At 70.3% G+C, this 14433-nt stretch carries 14 protein-coding genes; 3 read left to right on the forward strand and 11 right to left on the reverse strand.

Annotation, left to right across the window (positions count from 1 at the left end; all coding sequences use genetic code 11):
* Positions 1–81: 81 nt before the first annotated feature.
* The 9 genes from IE290_RS10225 to IE290_RS10265 all read right to left on the reverse strand — a co-directional run bounded on the left by IE290_RS10225 (position 82) and on the right by IE290_RS10265 (position 8333).
* The gene (locus tag IE290_RS10225; protein ID WP_191244303.1) at positions 82–1170 is read right to left on the reverse strand and encodes an acyl-CoA dehydrogenase family protein; all 1089 of its coding nucleotides are present in this window, start codon (positions 1168–1170) and stop codon (positions 82–84) included.
* Complete coding sequence (locus IE290_RS10230) at positions 1167–2342, reverse strand: acyl-CoA dehydrogenase family protein (protein ID WP_191244304.1); 1176 nt, start codon at positions 2340–2342, stop codon at positions 1167–1169. Before IE290_RS10230 ends, IE290_RS10225 begins: the two co-directional genes overlap by 4 nt.
* A complete protein-coding gene (locus IE290_RS10235) occupies positions 2339–3571 on the reverse strand; it encodes an acyl-CoA dehydrogenase family protein (RefSeq protein ID WP_191244305.1) in 1233 nt (410 codons plus the stop codon). The genes IE290_RS10230 and IE290_RS10235 overlap by 4 nt, the downstream gene beginning before the upstream one ends.
* Complete coding sequence (locus IE290_RS10240) at positions 3571–4599, reverse strand: phosphotransferase family protein (RefSeq protein ID WP_229874383.1); 1029 nt, start codon at positions 4597–4599, stop codon at positions 3571–3573. Before IE290_RS10240 ends, IE290_RS10235 begins: the two co-directional genes overlap by 1 nt.
* A complete protein-coding gene (locus IE290_RS10245; protein WP_191244307.1) occupies positions 4596–5048 on the reverse strand; it encodes a MaoC family dehydratase in 453 nt (150 codons plus the stop codon). The genes IE290_RS10240 and IE290_RS10245 overlap by 4 nt, the downstream gene beginning before the upstream one ends.
* On the reverse strand, positions 5045–5803 hold the full coding sequence (fabG, locus tag IE290_RS10250) for a 3-oxoacyl-ACP reductase FabG (RefSeq protein WP_191244308.1): 759 nt from the start codon (positions 5801–5803) through the stop codon (positions 5045–5047). Before fabG ends, IE290_RS10245 begins: the two co-directional genes overlap by 4 nt.
* A gap of 29 nt (positions 5804–5832) precedes the next feature.
* Entirely contained in the window at positions 5833–6576 is a 744-nt protein-coding gene (locus tag IE290_RS10255; protein WP_191244309.1) for an SDR family oxidoreductase, read from the reverse strand.
* Positions 6573–7787, reverse strand: coding sequence for an acetyl-CoA C-acetyltransferase (locus IE290_RS10260; RefSeq protein WP_191244310.1), 1215 nt, complete (start codon positions 7785–7787; stop codon positions 6573–6575). Before IE290_RS10260 ends, IE290_RS10255 begins: the two co-directional genes overlap by 4 nt.
* Positions 7788–7907: 120 nt before the next feature.
* Complete coding sequence (locus IE290_RS10265; RefSeq protein ID WP_191244311.1) at positions 7908–8333, reverse strand: VOC family protein; 426 nt, start codon at positions 8331–8333, stop codon at positions 7908–7910.
* A gap of 282 nt (positions 8334–8615) precedes the next feature.
* Here IE290_RS10265 and IE290_RS10270 point away from each other — a divergent pair, with 282 nt between their 5' ends.
* The 3 genes from IE290_RS10270 to IE290_RS10280 are packed head-to-tail and all read left to right on the forward strand — an operon-like array spanning position 8616 to position 11613.
* Entirely contained in the window at positions 8616–8819 is a 204-nt protein-coding gene (locus tag IE290_RS10270) for a ferredoxin (protein ID WP_191244312.1), read from the forward strand.
* Complete coding sequence (locus tag IE290_RS10275; RefSeq protein ID WP_191244313.1) at positions 8783–10024, forward strand: NAD(P)/FAD-dependent oxidoreductase; 1242 nt, start codon at positions 8783–8785, stop codon at positions 10022–10024. Before IE290_RS10270 ends, IE290_RS10275 begins: the two co-directional genes overlap by 37 nt.
* Complete coding sequence (locus IE290_RS10280; protein WP_191244314.1) at positions 10012–11613, forward strand: 4Fe-4S binding protein; 1602 nt, start codon at positions 10012–10014, stop codon at positions 11611–11613. Before IE290_RS10275 ends, IE290_RS10280 begins: the two co-directional genes overlap by 13 nt.
* A gap of 178 nt (positions 11614–11791) precedes the next feature.
* Here IE290_RS10280 and IE290_RS10285 read toward each other — a convergent pair whose 3' ends face one another.
* Positions 11792–13093 (reverse strand): flavin monoamine oxidase family protein, encoded by a 1302-nt coding sequence (locus IE290_RS10285; RefSeq protein ID WP_191244315.1) that lies wholly within the window; start codon positions 13091–13093, stop codon positions 11792–11794.
* Positions 13090–14427: a flavin monoamine oxidase family protein gene (locus IE290_RS10290; RefSeq protein WP_191244316.1), complete on the reverse strand. Its 1338-nt coding sequence runs from the start codon at positions 14425–14427 to the stop codon at positions 13090–13092. Before IE290_RS10290 ends, IE290_RS10285 begins: the two co-directional genes overlap by 4 nt.
* Between the last annotated feature and the right edge of the window lie 6 nt (positions 14428–14433).

A 14433-nucleotide genomic window follows, 5' to 3' on the forward strand; every position in this document is an offset into this window, starting at 1 on the left:
CAGTGCCGCGCCAACGGCTGGCGTCACGAACAAGGTGATCACCGCCGCCCGACAGTTGGCCGGCCAAGATTTGATCGCGGATCAGGCGGGAAGGTCGACCAGCTCCCCAAGCCGGAAACGGTGGGCACCCGGGGTTCCGAGCGCGATCTGGTCCGACTTGGCGCGTTTGAGGTAGAGGTGGGCCGGATGTTCCCAGGTCATCCCGATGCCGCCGTGCAGTTGAACCGCTTCCTCCGCGGCGACCACCGCGACGTCGCCGCAATATGCCTGTGCGACGGCAACAGCGACGGGAGTGTCGGGATCGCCGGTCGCGAGGGCTGCCGCGGCGTACTGGGCTGCCGCGGCGGCCGACTCGACGCTCGTGTACAGGTCGGCCAATCGGTGTTTGAGGGCTTGGAACCCGCCGACGGTGCGGCCGAATTGCCTGCGCATCTTGAGGTACTCGACGGTGGTCTCCAGGCACCAGCGGGCCAGGCCGACCTGTTCGGCGGCCAGCAGCCCCGCGCCGCATTCCAGCGCGCGCCGCACCGCGGCCGCACCGTCGGCGACGACGAGGCGACCGTGGACGGCGTCGAGGTGGACGTCGGCGAGTTGACGGGACATGTCGAGGGAGACGACCGGTGTCACCGACGCAGCGTTGGCCGCGACCTCGTACAGCGCCGGGCCGCCAGCGGTCTGGGCGATGACCAAGAGCACGTCGGCCTCGGTTGCCCCGGCGACGCTCGTCACGGTGCCGGTGATCCGGTCTCCGTCCAACCGCAGCACCGGCAGGTCCGCACCGGGTGCGGTCGACCAGGGCACCAGCAGCGCCGCGGTGCGAGTGCCCGCCGCCAATTCGCCGAGTAGGTCGGCGTCGCTGCCGGCCAGCGCGGTGGTGGCGACGACCGAGCTGGTGAGGAACGGGACCGGCGCGGCTGAGCGGCCCAGCTCTTCCAGGACCACCGCCGCCTCTCGTGCCGACGCGCCGTGGCCGCCGTGCTTCTCGCTGACCAACAGCCCGGCCAGGCCGAGGTCCTCGGCCAGTGCCTTCCACAGTTCCGCGACGACCGATCGGTCACCGTCGTACAGGGCGGTCACCTCCGGTGACGAACACCGGTCCTGCAGCAGGTCCCGCACGGTCGCCCGCAGGTCCTGTTCGAGTTCGTTCGGGAGCAGGTCGAGTTCGTTCATCGGGGAATCTCCTTCCACGGCACGTTCTTGTCGGCCCGGGGCTCGGCAGGCAGGCCCAGCACGCGCTCCCCCACGATGTTCCGCAGGATCTCCGAGGTGCCACCTTCGATGGAGTTGCCTTTGGCCCGCAGGTAGCGGTATCCGGCGTCGCGGCCGGTGAACGTCACCGATTCCGGACGCACCATGGTCCAGTCGGAGTAGCGCAACCCGTGTTCACCGAGGATCTCCAGTTCGAGCCCGGACAGCTGCTGGCTCAGGCGCGCGAAGGTCAGTTTCATCGTCGAGCCTTCGGGACCGGGCTGGCCCATGGCCAGTTTCTGCCGCAGCCGGCTTCCGGTCAGCCGGGCGACCTCGGCTTCGACCCACAGCCGCAGCAAGCGCTCGCGCAGTTCCGGTGTTCGTAGTTCCGGGTGATCGCGCCAGGTCCGCGCGACGACGCCGATCATGCCGGTCTCCCGCTCGGCGGACTTGCCGATGGAAACGCGCTCGTTGTTGAGCGTCGCGTTGGCGACCTTCCAGCCTTCGCCGACCGAGCCGAGCCGTTGGCTGTCGGGGATCCGCACGTCGGTGAGGAACACCTCGTTGAACTCCGCCTCGCCGGTGATCTGCCGCAGCGGACGCACTTCCACGCCCGGCGCGTTCATGTCGCACAGGAAGTAGGTCAGGCCGGCGTGCTTGGGCACGTCGGGGTCGGTGCGCGCCAGGAGGATCGCGAACCTGGCCAGGTGCGCGACCGACGTCCACACCTTCTGGCCGTTGACCACCCACTCGGCGCCGTCGCGCACCGCGCGCGTGGCAACGTTCGCGAGGTCCGAGCCCGCGCCGGGTTCGCTGAACAGCTGGCACCAGATCTCTTCGCCGGTCCACAGCGGGCGCAGGTACCGGTCCTTCTGTTCATCCGTGCCGAACGCGACGATCGTCGGTGCGGCCATGCCGAGGCCGATTCCGTTGGCCTCCGGACGGTTGGTCGGAGCACCCGCTTCGGCGAACAGCCGGTCGACGTCCGGCTGCAGGGACTGCGGCAGCCCGAGGCCACCGCAGCCTTCCGGATAGGAGATCCACGCCAGGCCCGCGTCGAAGCGTGCCCGGAGGAACGCCAGCGGATCGGTGGTGGCCGGGTCGTGGGAGGCCAGGAACTGTGCGACCCGTTCGCGGAGCTCTTCGGCGGTCATCGCCTTCCTCTCTGTTCGGCTTGCCGGCGCAGCTCAGCGCGGGCCAGCGCGTTCTTGTGCACCTCGTCGGGGCCGTCGGCGAACCGGAGCGTCCGGATCCCGGCATACGCGGCGGCCAACGGGAAGTCCTGCGAGAGCCCACCGGCGCCATGCACCTGGATCGCCTTGTCGATGATCCATTGCACCGTCCGCGGCGTCGCGATCTTGATCGCCTGGATCTCGGAATGCGCGCCCTTGTTCCCGACGGTGTCCATCAGCCAGGCCGTCTTCAGCACCAGCAGCCGCAGCTGTTCGAGCCGGACCCGCGACTCGGCGATCCAGTCCCGGACGACGCCCTGCTCCGCGAGCGGCTTGCCGAACGCGACCCGTTCTTCCGCGCGGGCACACATCAGCTCGAGCGCCCGCTCGGCAACGCCGATCGAGCGCATGCAGTGGTGGATGCGCCCGGGGCCGAGCCGGGCTTGGGCGACCGCGAACCCGTCTCCCTCACCGGCGATCAGGTTCTCGGCCGGAACCCGCACGTCGGTCAACGTCAGCTGGGCGTGGCCGCCGTGGTCGTGGTCGTCGTAGCCGAACACCTCCATGCCCCGCTCCACCACGAGGCCCGGGGTGTCCCGCGGGACGAGGATCATCGACTGCTGCCGGTGGCGGTCGGCGCCCGGGTCCGTCTTGCCCATCACGACGAAGATCCGGCAGTTCGGGTTCATCGCTCCGGTGATCCACCATTTGCGCCCGTTGAGCACGTACTCGTCGCCGTCACGCTCGATCCGTGTGCCGATGTTGCTGGCATCCGACGAAGCGACGTCCGGCTCGGTCATCGCGAACGCCGACCGGATCCGGCCGTCGAGCAGCGGGGTCAGCCACCGCCGTCGCTGCTCTTCGGTGCCGAACTGAGCGAGCACCTCCATGTTGCCGGTGTCCGGCGCCGCGCAGTTGAGGGCGGGCGGCGCCAGGTGCAGGGCACGACCGGTGATCTCGGCCAGGGGTGCGTACTGCAGGTTGGTGAGTCCCCCGCCGTGCTCGCCCGGGAGGAACAGGTTCCACAGCCCACGTCGGCGAGCCTCGGCGCGCAGGTCGGCGAGTACGGGAGCCGAGTCCCAGGCCCACCGGTTGTCCAGTCCGGCCAGCTGCTCGGCGAAGGCCTTTTCGGACGGGTACACGTGCGAGTCCATGAAGTCGAGCAGTTCGGTGCGGAGGTGCTCGGTCCGGGAGTCCAACTGGAATTCCATCAGCGGTACTCCTGCAGGGATCGCAGGCCGCTCTCCAGCAGCGGCACGACGGCGTCGCCGATTCCAGCGAATCCTTCGCCAACGGTCTGGCCGTGGACGTGCCTGAAGTGGATGCCTTCGAGGATGGCCGCGAGCTTGAACGACGCGAGCGCCACGTAGAAACCGAGTTCCGACAGATCGCGGCGGCTGCCGCGGGAGTATCGCTCGACGATCTCCTTCTCGCTGAGGAAACCGGGCACGGTGGAAACATCGGCGATCAGGTCGCTCACCGAGGCGTCGGCGAGCCGGCCGTAGACGAGCATGAGCGCCAGGTCGGTCAGCGGATCGCCGAGTGTCGCCATCTCCCAGTCGATCACCGCGACCAGCCGGTCCTGCGCATCGACGAGGACGTTGTCGAGGCGGTAGTCGCCATGCACGATCCCGGCCGCGGACTCCGTGGGAACCCTCGCGGCGAGTTGCTTGTGCAGTTCGTCGGCGGCCGGAAGGTCGCGAGTGCGAGAAGCGTCGATCTGCTTCTTCCACCGGTTCACCTGGCGAGCCAGAAAACCTTCCGGGCGACCGAAGCCCGCGAGGCCGACCGCAGCCGGGTCGACCGAGTGCAGCGCGCCGAGCGTGTCCACGAGCGCTTCCGAAATCACGCGAACCCGCTCCGGCGTCAACCCGGCGACGTCCCCCGCGTATCGGTACGGGATCCCCTCGACTCGCTCCATCACGTAGAAGGGCGCACCAAGAATCGCCGTGTCCTCGCACAGTGCGTGCGTCCTGGGCACCGGGACATCGGTGTCCTGAAGTGCGGCCATCACCCGGTACTCCCGGGCCATGTCGTGTGCGGTGGCGAGCACGTGCCCGATCGGCGGGCGGCGCACGATCCACGTGCTCGTTCCGTCGGTCACCTCGTAGGTGAGGTTGGACTTGCCGCCCGCGATCAGTTTCGCGGACAGCTCGCCCCCGGCACCGGGGACAGCCGTCGGCAGCCACTGCCGGAGCCGGCGCAGGTCGAGACCGGCCGGGTTCTGCGCGGCGGTCACGGTGTCACCACGCTCACGGTTTCGACGACGCAGGCGGGTTTGCCGCCGCGATCCCGTTCGATCGTGACACGGTGAACGAGCTGCCATCCGCCGGAACCGGCCGTGACCGACACCAGCTCGGCGCCGGCGCGCACCCGGGACCCGGCGGGCGCGGGCGCCGGGAACCGGAGCCTGTTCGCACCGTAGTTGACCGCGGCCCGGAAGCCCTCGACCGTGAAAATCTGCCCGAGCAGCATCGGCACCAGACTCAGCGTCAGGTAGCCGTGCGCGACGGTCGTCCCGAACGGGCCCTCGGCAGCGCGCACCGGGTCGGTGTGGATCCACTGGTGGTCGCCGGTGCTCTCGGCGAACGCGTCGATCTGCTCCTGCGTGATGGTGTGCCACTCGGAGTAGCCCAGATGCGTGCCGACGGCCCCCTCGAGTTCCTCGATACCCCGGAAGACCCTCATGCGGTCGGCCCTCCAGCGACGTAGAGCACCTGGCCCGAGACGTATCCGGCGCCCTCGCTGGTGAAGAAGGAGACCGCGTGGGCGATGTCGGCGGGCAGGCCCGAGCGGTTCACCGGGATCCGAGCGACTACGGCATCGCGGAAGTCCTCGAAGGACATACCCATGCGCGCGGCGGTCGCCTCGGTCATTTCGGTTTCGACGAAGCCCGGTGCGATGGCGTTGACGGTGACACCGAACTTGCCGAGTTCCAGCGCGAGCGTCTTGGTGAACCCCTGCAGCCCGGCCTTCGCCGCCGAATAGTTCGCCTGGCCGCGGTTGCCGAGCGCCGACGTGCTGGACAGGTTCACGATCCGTCCCCAGCCGGCCTTCGTCATGAACCCCTGGACGGCACGGCTCATCAGGAACGAGCCGCGCAGGTGGACGGCCAGGACCGCGTCCCAGTCGTCGACGCTCATCTTGAACAGCAGGTTGTCGCGGATGATTCCGGCGTTGTTGACGAGGACGGCCGGATCACCGAGTTCGGTCGCGACCCGCCCGACGGCGGTGGTCACCGCCGCTTCGTCGGTCACATCGACGGCCACGGCGAGCGCGCGCCCGCCGTCGGCGGTCAGTTGGTCGACGACCTTCTGGCACGCGGATTCGTCGAGGTCGAGGACGGCGACGGCCAACCCGTCGGCGGCGAGCCGTTTCGCCACGCCGGCGCCGATTCCGCGGGCCGCTCCGGTCACGATGGCGGTGCGCGGTGGTGAACTCATGAGATCACTCCAGTTGGTGTGGTGGGTGGTCACTCGACGCTCGAGGTGAGAGTTCCGCCGCCGTCGAGGACGACTGTCTGACCGGTCAGCCAGGCAGCGTCGTCGGACAGCAGGAACGCGACAACCCCGGCGACGTCGTCGGGCACGCCGAGGCGCTTGAGGGGATAGGCCCGGCTGGTTTTCGCTTCGCGGCCTTCGTACAGCGCCGCCGCGAACCGCGTCTTGACCACGGCCGGCGCGACGCCGTTCACCCGGATGGCCGGTCCGAGCTCGAGGGCGAGCAACTCGGTGATCGAGTTCAGCATCGCCTTGGTGGCGCCGTAGAAACCGATGTTGCGCGCGGGCCGGATGCCCGACACCGACGAGACGTTGACGATCGCCCCGCCGTGCGCGCCCATCCAGGCGGCGTGCACCTTCTGCACCCAGGACACCGCGGCGATGCAGTTCACCTCGACCGTCTTGCGCGCCGCATCGAGGTCGAGTCCGGTCATCGGCCCGTAGGCCGGGTTGATGCCGGTGTTGTTCACCAGGAAGTCGATGCTGCCGAACGTGTCGAGTGTCCGCCGGACGACCTCCTCCTGGTGCCCAGCGTCATCGGCCCGCCCGGCCACGCCGAGCGCGTGCTCCGCGCCGAGCCGCTCGACTGCCTCGTCGAGGGCGTCCTTGTTGCGGGCGGTGATCACGACCCGCATCCCGTCGGCGACCAGCCGTTCGGCGATCGCGAGCCCGATCCCGCGGCTGGCGCCGGTGACGATCGCGGTCCGGCCGGTCACGAGAGCCGCTCCAGCACCATCGCCATACCCTGGCCACCGCCGACGCACATGGTCTCGAGCCCGAACTGCTTGTCGTGCCACCGCAGGGAGTTGATCAGCGTGCTGGTGAGCCGCGCGCCGGTCATGCCGAACGGGTGCCCCACGGCGATCGCGCCACCGTTGACGTTGAGCCTGTCCACGTCGACGCCGAGGTCACGCGCCGACGGGATCACCTGCGCCGCGAAAGCCTCGTTGATCTCCACCAGGTCGATGTCACCGATGGACAGACCCGCCAGTGCCAGTGCCTTGCGGGAGGCCTCGACCGGGCCGAGACCCATGATTTCCGGCGACAGCCCGGAAACCCCGGTGCTGACGATCCGCGCCAGCGGGTTCAGGCCGAGCTGCTTCGCCTTGGTGTCGGACATGATCACGACGGCGGCGGCGCCGTCGTTGAGCGGGCAGCAGTTGCCGGCGGTGACCGTGCCATCCGGACGGAACACCGGCTTCAGCCCGGCGACGCCCGCCAGTGTCACCCCGGCCCGCGGGCCGTCGTCGGCCCGGACGACGGTGCCGTCCGGTAGCGTCACCGGAGTGATGTCGCCGGCCCAGAAGCCACTTGCGATGGCCTGCTCGGCCAGGTTCTGGCTGCGGACCGCGAAGGCGTCCTGCTCCGCGCGGGACACGCCCTTGAGCTGGGCCACGTTCTCCGCAGTCTGCCCCATCGCGATGTAAACGTCCGGCAGGGCGCCCTCGGTCCGCGGGTCAGCCCAGGTCTGGCCGCCTTCGGCGAACTTGCCGGTGCGCACCTGGGCGTCGGCGAACACCGGGTTCCGGCCCTCGGGGTTGTCGGACACGCCGTTGCCGTACCGGCTCACGGTCTCGACACCGACGGAGACGAAGACGTCACCCTCGCCGGCGCGGATGGCGTGCAGCGCCATCCGGGTCGTTTGCAGGCTGCTCGAGCAGTAACGGTTCACCGTGACGCCGGGCAGGTGGTCCATCCCGGCGAGGACGGCCACCACGCGGCCCAGGTTGTTGCCCGACTCGCCAGCGGGTTGGCCGCAGCCGAGGAGCAGGTCGTCGATGTCCCGCGGGTCCAGCTCGGGGACCTGCGCCAGCGCCGCGCGCACCATCGTCGCGGCCAGGTCATCGGGTCGCAGGTCCTTGAGCGACCCCTTGCCGGCCCGGCCGATGGGCGAGCGGGCCGTGGCGACGATGACGGCTTCACGCATCGGATCTCCAAGTAACTAAGCGCTTGTTCATTGACGGGCGTCACGGTCCCAGACGTTGGTGAACTTCGAGCGAGCCGGCGCCGATTCAGGGCCCGACAGGGGGATGCCGGTGTGCCACCGTCAGATGCGTTGCATCCAGTGCAGCAGCGCACCGCCGGTCTGCGCGGGGTCGATGAAATGTTCCGCCCAGCCGTCGTGGTCGGCAGACTCCCCGACGATCGCGGCACCGCCGGCGACGGCCAGCGCCTTGCACGCGCCGATCTCGGTGGTCTCCAGGGAAACGTGGTGCAGCCCGCCGCCCGACTTGGCCAGGTACCTCGTGATCGGGGTGTCAATCCGGTGCCGCGGAGCGAACACCTCGAGCCGGAGGCCGGCCCCCACTTGGATCCACGACCCGAGGATGTCCAGTTTGTCATCGCCGCCCTCTTCCTCGACGACGCCGCCGAGGCAACCCAGGAGAGTGGCGACGACGTCGTGATAACGCTCCTTCGCGGTGACGATGCCGATGTGGTGCAAGGCGAAGAGCGGATCGCCGGAAGCCGTCATCTGTCCTCCTCCAGAACATGCGGTGGCGCACCGGATCGTGCGGGAACCACCGCAGCGTCGCCGCACGCTGTGCGCGGATCGCGCCCGGATGGGCGGGTTGCCGACCGTGTGTACCTCGGGATCAGGCAGGGCGACTTCCCCAGCACCCGCGAAACCACGTGTTTCGACGCGGGCATGCCAGGGATCCGCCCCCCGTTCGGGCTGTCTTTCCCGGCGGAACGAGCCCGACCGTGCCGTCCGGCGCGAAAGTCGGCCTCTGCCTCGATGGAGAAGGAACGCCCGATGACACTGAAAATCGTCGCGGACATCGCCGCGTGCAAGGGAACCGCCTGCTGCATGATGGAGTCGCCGGACCTGTGCGACGTCGACGAGACGACGGGGAAGGTCGTCGTCCTGGTCGACGAGATCGACGACGCACGGCGTGCGGACGCGGAAACCGCCGTCCGCGCGTGCCCGACGAAGGCGCTCGAACTCCGGGACTGCTGACCATGGACCGGATCGTGGTCGTCGGCGCGTCCGTCGCGGGCGTCAACGTCGTCGAGGCCCTGCGTCAGGGCGGCTTCGAGGGCGACGTCACGCTGGTCGGCGCGGAACCGCAGCTGCCCTACGACCGGCCGCCGCTGTCGAAGGAAGCGCTGAAAGCGGGCCCCGGCGCCGCGGACGTGGCGTTGCGGCCGCGAGATTGGTACGACGAACACGGCATCGCGCTGCGGCTCGGTCAGCGCGCGGTGCGCCTTTCCGCGGCCGCCAGGCAGGTCGTGCTCGCCGACGGCAGCCGGCTGCCCTACGACGGCCTGGTCATCGCCACCGGCTCCGCGGTGCGGACCTGGAACCAGACCGAGCAGACCGGCCCGGTCCGCGTGCTGCGGACGCTGTCCGACGCCGCGGCGCTGCACGCCGAACTCCGCCCTGGGCGCCACATCGTGATCATCGGGGCCGGGTTCATCGGCCTGGAGATCGCCGCGACCGCCCGCGAACTCGGCCTGGCTGCCTCGGTGATCGAGATCGAAGCCGCCCCACTCGCCCGCGTGGTCGGGGCGGAGACCGGCCGATGGTTCGCCGACCTGCACGCCGCCCATGGAGTTTCGGTGCACGTCGGCAGCAGGATCGAGCGGATCGAGCGGTCCGGCGACCAGTCCAAGATCGCTCTCTCCGACGGGACCCACCTCACAGCCGACCTCGTCGTGGCCGGAGTCGGGGTCACCCCGGCCACGGCCTGGCTCGGCGGGAGCAACATCTCGATCGACGACGGGGTGGTCTGCGACGCGAGACTGCGCACAACGCTCCCGGGCGTGGTCGCCGCCGGCGACATCGCCCGCTGGCACAACCCGTTGTTCGGCCACGACATGCGCGTCGAGCACTGGCTCAACGCCGTCGAGCAGGGGAAGCACGCCGCACTGAGCCTGCTGGGCTCGGACGAGCCCTACACCCACGTCCCGTACTTCTGGTCCGACCAGTTCGGCGAAAAGATCCACAGCGTCGGGATCACCTCGGACGCCGACGTGTCGGCGGTCCGGCGGCTGGACGCGAACGGCATCTCGGTCGTCTTCGGCCGCCACGGCGTCGTCCGCGGTGCGCTGTGCGTGAACGCACCCCGAGACGTCGCCCGTTACCGGCAGGCGATCCGGGACCGCACGCCGTGGGAGGACCTCGTTCCCGAACCGAATCGGAGCCCGCAATGGCCTACGTGATCACCCAAGGATGCTGCAACGACGCCTCCTGCGTGCCGACCTGTCCGGTGCAGTGCATCCGGCCGCGCCCCGGCGACCCCGACTTCACCCACACCGAACAGCTGTACATCGACCCGAAAGCGTGCATCGACTGCGGCGCCTGCATGGACGCCTGCCCGGTGGAGGCGATCTACCCGGACTACGAGGTCCCGGACCACTACAGCGACTACGTCGACCTCAACGCCGAGTACTTCGACGCGCATCCGCTGTCCAAGGCGGACGTGCCCGGCTACACGCGGCGCGTCCTCCCCGACGGGCACGACAGCCTCCGGGTCGCGGTCGTCGGGTCAGGCCCGGCCGGCATGTACGCCACCGGCCTGCTGAGCGAGATCCCCGGCGTCACGGTCTCGGTGTTCGACCGGCTCCCGACGCCGTTCGGCCTGATCCGCACCGGCGTCGCCCCGGACCACGTCCGCACCAAGTCGATCGCCGAACGGTTCGGCGCCTACCTCGATCGCCGCACCGTCTCCTGCTTCTTCAACGTCGAGGTCGGCCGGGACATCACGCTGCCGGAACTGCTCGACCACCACCACGCGGTCATCTGGGCCGGCGGCGCGGGGGCCGACCGCGAGCTGGGCGTACCGGGCGAGCGCCTTGCCGGCGTCTGGTCCGCCCGGGACTTCGTCGCCTGGTACAACGGCCACCCCGAGTTCGCGGAACGCTCGTTCACCGTCCGCGGCGACCGGGCGGTCGTCGTCGGCAACGGCAACGTGGCCCTCGACGTGGCACGGACCCTGCTCCTCGGCCCCGATGTGCTGGGACGCACCGACATCTCGGACACGGCTCTCGAGGCGCTCTCGCGGTCCGGCATCCGCGAGGTCGACATCGTGGCGCGGCGAGGACCCGAGCACGCCGCGTACTCGCTCAGCGAGTTGCTCGCCCTCTCGAAGCTCGACGGCATCGCGCTGCGGGCCGACCCCGGCGAGGTCGCCGCAGCTCCCGATCACGGTCGGCGGCACGAAATCCTGCTCCGCGCGGCACGCGACGCCGGACGGCACGCCGATCGCGTGATCCGCCTGCGCTTCGGGCTGGAACCGGTCTCGATCGACGGCGGCGACCAGGTGCGATCGATCACCTTCCGGCGTACGGACGGCAGTCTCGAGACCATCCCGACGTCGGCCGTGTTCCGCGCGATCGGCTACCGCGGCGCGGAGGTCGAGGGCCTGCCGTTCGACCCGGTCACCGCGACCGTCCCGCACGACGGGGGCCGTGTCGTCGAACCGTCGTCCGATGAGAGCGTCCCCGGGCTCTACTGCTCGGGCTGGATCAAACGCGGACCCCGCGGCATCATCGGCACGAACAAGGCCGACGCGGCTGAGACGGTCGACAGCATCCTGCAGGACCTGGCCGACGACCGGCTGAGCGCTCCGGAACACGACCCGGCGGCGCTGGCCGGAATACTGGCCGCCCGCGGCGTCGACGTCGTCGACAAGTCCGGGTGGCACCGGATCGACGCGGCGGAGAAGTCGCGTGGCACCGGTCAAGGGCGGCCGCGGAAGAAGTTCATCGCGCTGAGCGAGTTGCTGCGGGCCGCGCACGACGGGACTTGAACCCCGCGCAACACAATGCCGGCCTGATCGGACTGGGCAGGCCGGCATTCATCGGCCGGTCCTCAGCCCGCCGGCGGGCGCGCGGAAGGCGGCTTCGTCCTCGGCGACGGCCCGGCGAAGTGACCGGCCCCTCACGAGTTCGGACCGCCCAGCGGCTCATCGTGGACGGGGATGGATGTCAGGTGGCCGTCTTTCGCCAGGCGGTGGGCGTCAGGGACCGCTGCAGCAGCACCTCGTCGGCGGCGCGGTCGCCCGAGCGCAGCGCACCGTCCATGCTGCTCACCCAGTGCTCCGCGGTGTGCTCGCCGGCGAAGTGGATCCTTCCCCAGCCGACAGCACGGGCCAGCAACGCGGGCAGCCGCGGGAAGTCGGCCATCGGACACGACACGACGCCCCCGGCGTACTCGTCCCTCGTCCAATCCTGGAGCACGCCGGAGAGCCGCTCGGGCTCGGTGCCCGACGCCACCCGGACGAGGTCGTCGAGCGCGGCGAGCGCCCGGTCTTCGTCCCGCAGGAAGCCGTCGCTCAGGTCGGGCACCAGGCCGTAGACGACGACCGTGTCGTGTTCACCCGGCTCGCCGGCCCAGGCGAAGGAAATCGGCCCGTCGCTCGTGACGGTCGTCCCGAGCCGCCGCCGGAGCTCGGTTCCGCCGGCGTACTGCCCGGCGACCTTGCCGCCTTGGGACATCGACGTGGTCAGCAGGGCCTGGGTCTTCCACTCCGGCAGCACCGGGTCGAAGCTGATGCGGCGGGTCGGAGTCACCGGTGTCGCGACGATGACGTTCGCGGTGGTGAACTCGGCCGACGCGGTCTTGACCGTGGTCTCGAAGGTCTCCTGGTTCTGGCGGATCGAGCGCACCACCTGGCCGAACCGGATGTCCAGGCCCGCGGCCATCGCGGTCGCAAGGGCATCGGCGCCGCCCGGGATCATCCAGCACGTCTTCCCGGAGTGCGGCGGGTGAATCGTGGACATCGGGGTTTCTTCGGGCTCGTGCACCGGGTTCGCCCCCGCCTGTGCCCGGACCAACGTCCGGGCCAACGGCGACAGCCGAGCCCGCGCCGTCCACGACGCGATCGATTCCGTAGCCACCGGCGGAACGGCGTTCAGCGCCGCGCGCACCTCGTCAGCGACCTTCGCGGACTCCTCCGGCGTCAGCCGCCGCCCTTGGCACACCACGGTGTTCTCCAGAACGGAGGCGATATCGACCCGCCCGTCCGGCCCGGGCCGCAGCAGGTTCATGGTGGGGGTCAGCTTCACCCCGAACTCGGCGCACGCGCGCAGGATCCGGTTCTGGCCGAGGTCGATGAAGGACCCGCCGAGGTCGGCGGGCTGGCCGTGGCGCAGGCGGTCCCGCTCGGTGCGGGTGCGACCACCGACGCGCGAGGTCGCTTCGAGGACGACGACTTCCTCACCGGCCGCCTGCAGCTTGCGTGCTGCGGCGAGTCCCGCGAGCCCGGCTCCGACGACGACAGTGCTCATGCCCGCACCAACCCTGCTTCGATTTCCTTCTGGGCCAACGATTCGGACGCGCGGAGCACTTCGCCCGCGGCGCGCAGGCCGGACAACGCCGCACCTTCGAGAGTTCCTTGGTAGTAGACGTCGGTGTGGTCGCCGGCGAAATGCACCCGGTGGTGCGGCACGGCGAACTGGGCGGCGAAGGCGCCCCCGCGTCCGGTGAAGTCGGCGTAGGTGCTCACCGACCTGACGTACGGGTCGGTCGTCCAGTTGTGCTGCCGGCTGGCGAGACGGGTAACCGGGGCACCCACGGCCGCCTCGACGACGGCGTCGAGCGCGTCGGCCGCGGCCCCTTCGGTTTCCAGGACGAACCGGTCGTCACCGGTGATGAAGCCGCTGACGACGGCGGGACCTTCGGTCGTGTACTGGTTGCTCACGAACGCCGTGTTGACCGGCCCGTCCGATGACACCACCTGCCTCAGCGCCGCGCGGACAGCGTCGCCTTCGGCGTACTGGCAGGCGACCTTGCCGCCCCGCGCACGCTGCAGCGACGACAGCGCCGCCATCAGGTTGGCCGGCAGCGGCGGGTCGAAACTCAGCGCGCCGGTGATGGACGCCGGAACGGCCACGATCACCCGATCGCCGGCCAGCCGCTCCCCGCTTTCCAGCTCGACCTCGACGCCGTCACGGCGCTGGCGCACCGCACGCGCCGGCGAGTTCAGCCGCACGTCGAGGTCTTTCGCGAGCGTCTCGGGCAGGACCTGTGACCCGCCGACGATGCGCTGGATGGTGAAGTGGCCCGTTTCGACCAGCACCCCGGAGACGTCGATCTGGTGCGTCTCGTACGGGACCAGGTGGGAGATCGCGATCAGCGCCGCTTCCGCGTCCGGCGAGAGGTCCAGGCGGCCGACCCACTGGCTGACCAGCTCGTGGCGCGCCGGGGGGTGGGTCCGCACGGCCGCGCGGATCTCCCGGTCGACGGCGGCGAACCGCTCACCCCGGAGCGCCTCTCCGCCGAGGACGATGTGGCCTTCGTTGAGCATCCCGTGCACGAACAGCTCCTCGGGCGCGGTGTCGTCCCGCCACAGCCAGAACGGCTCGGAGAGTTCGACGCCCACCTCGGCGCAGAGCTTCGTAATTGCCTGGGACGGCCCCAGCAGGAGTTCGCCGCCAAGATCGCATTGCTGCCCTGCGGCGAACCCTTCGCGCACGGTGTAGGCCCGCCCGCCCACCCGGTCGCCGGCCTCGAGCACGACGACCGGAACGCCCGCGGTGGCGAGCTGGTGCGCGGCCGTCAGCCCAGCCACACCGGCGCCGAGCACCACCACCGGGCGCCTGCCGTCGTCCGCTGTCTCCATCAGCAA

It is taken from the genome of Amycolatopsis deserti (assembly GCF_014653945.1).
GTDB lineage: Bacteria > Actinomycetota > Actinomycetes > Mycobacteriales > Pseudonocardiaceae > Amycolatopsis_E > Amycolatopsis_E deserti.

Coding starts and splice junctions, on each gene's coding strand:
- fabG (WP_191244308.1), bottom strand. CDS start 5,803: ATGAGTTCACCACCGCGCACCGCCATCGTGACCGGAGCGGCCCGCGGA.
- IE290_RS10280 (WP_191244314.1), top strand. CDS start 10,012: ATGGCCTACGTGATCACCCAAGGATGCTGCAACGACGCCTCCTGCGTG.
- IE290_RS10290 (WP_191244316.1), bottom strand. CDS start 14,427: ATGGAGACAGCGGACGACGGCAGGCGCCCGGTGGTGGTGCTCGGCGCC.
- IE290_RS10245 (WP_191244307.1), bottom strand. CDS start 5,048: ATGAGGGTCTTCCGGGGTATCGAGGAACTCGAGGGGGCCGTCGGCACG.
- IE290_RS10270 (WP_191244312.1), top strand. CDS start 8,616: ATGACACTGAAAATCGTCGCGGACATCGCCGCGTGCAAGGGAACCGCC.
- IE290_RS10225 (WP_191244303.1), bottom strand. CDS start 1,170: ATGAACGAACTCGACCTGCTCCCGAACGAACTCGAACAGGACCTGCGG.
- IE290_RS10235 (WP_191244305.1), bottom strand. CDS start 3,571: ATGGAATTCCAGTTGGACTCCCGGACCGAGCACCTCCGCACCGAACTG.
- IE290_RS10260 (WP_191244310.1), bottom strand. CDS start 7,787: ATGCGTGAAGCCGTCATCGTCGCCACGGCCCGCTCGCCCATCGGCCGG.
- IE290_RS10285 (WP_191244315.1), bottom strand. CDS start 13,093: ATGAGCACTGTCGTCGTCGGAGCCGGGCTCGCGGGACTCGCCGCAGCA.
- IE290_RS10230 (WP_191244304.1), bottom strand. CDS start 2,342: ATGACCGCCGAAGAGCTCCGCGAACGGGTCGCACAGTTCCTGGCCTCC.
- IE290_RS10265 (WP_191244311.1), bottom strand. CDS start 8,333: ATGACGGCTTCCGGCGATCCGCTCTTCGCCTTGCACCACATCGGCATC.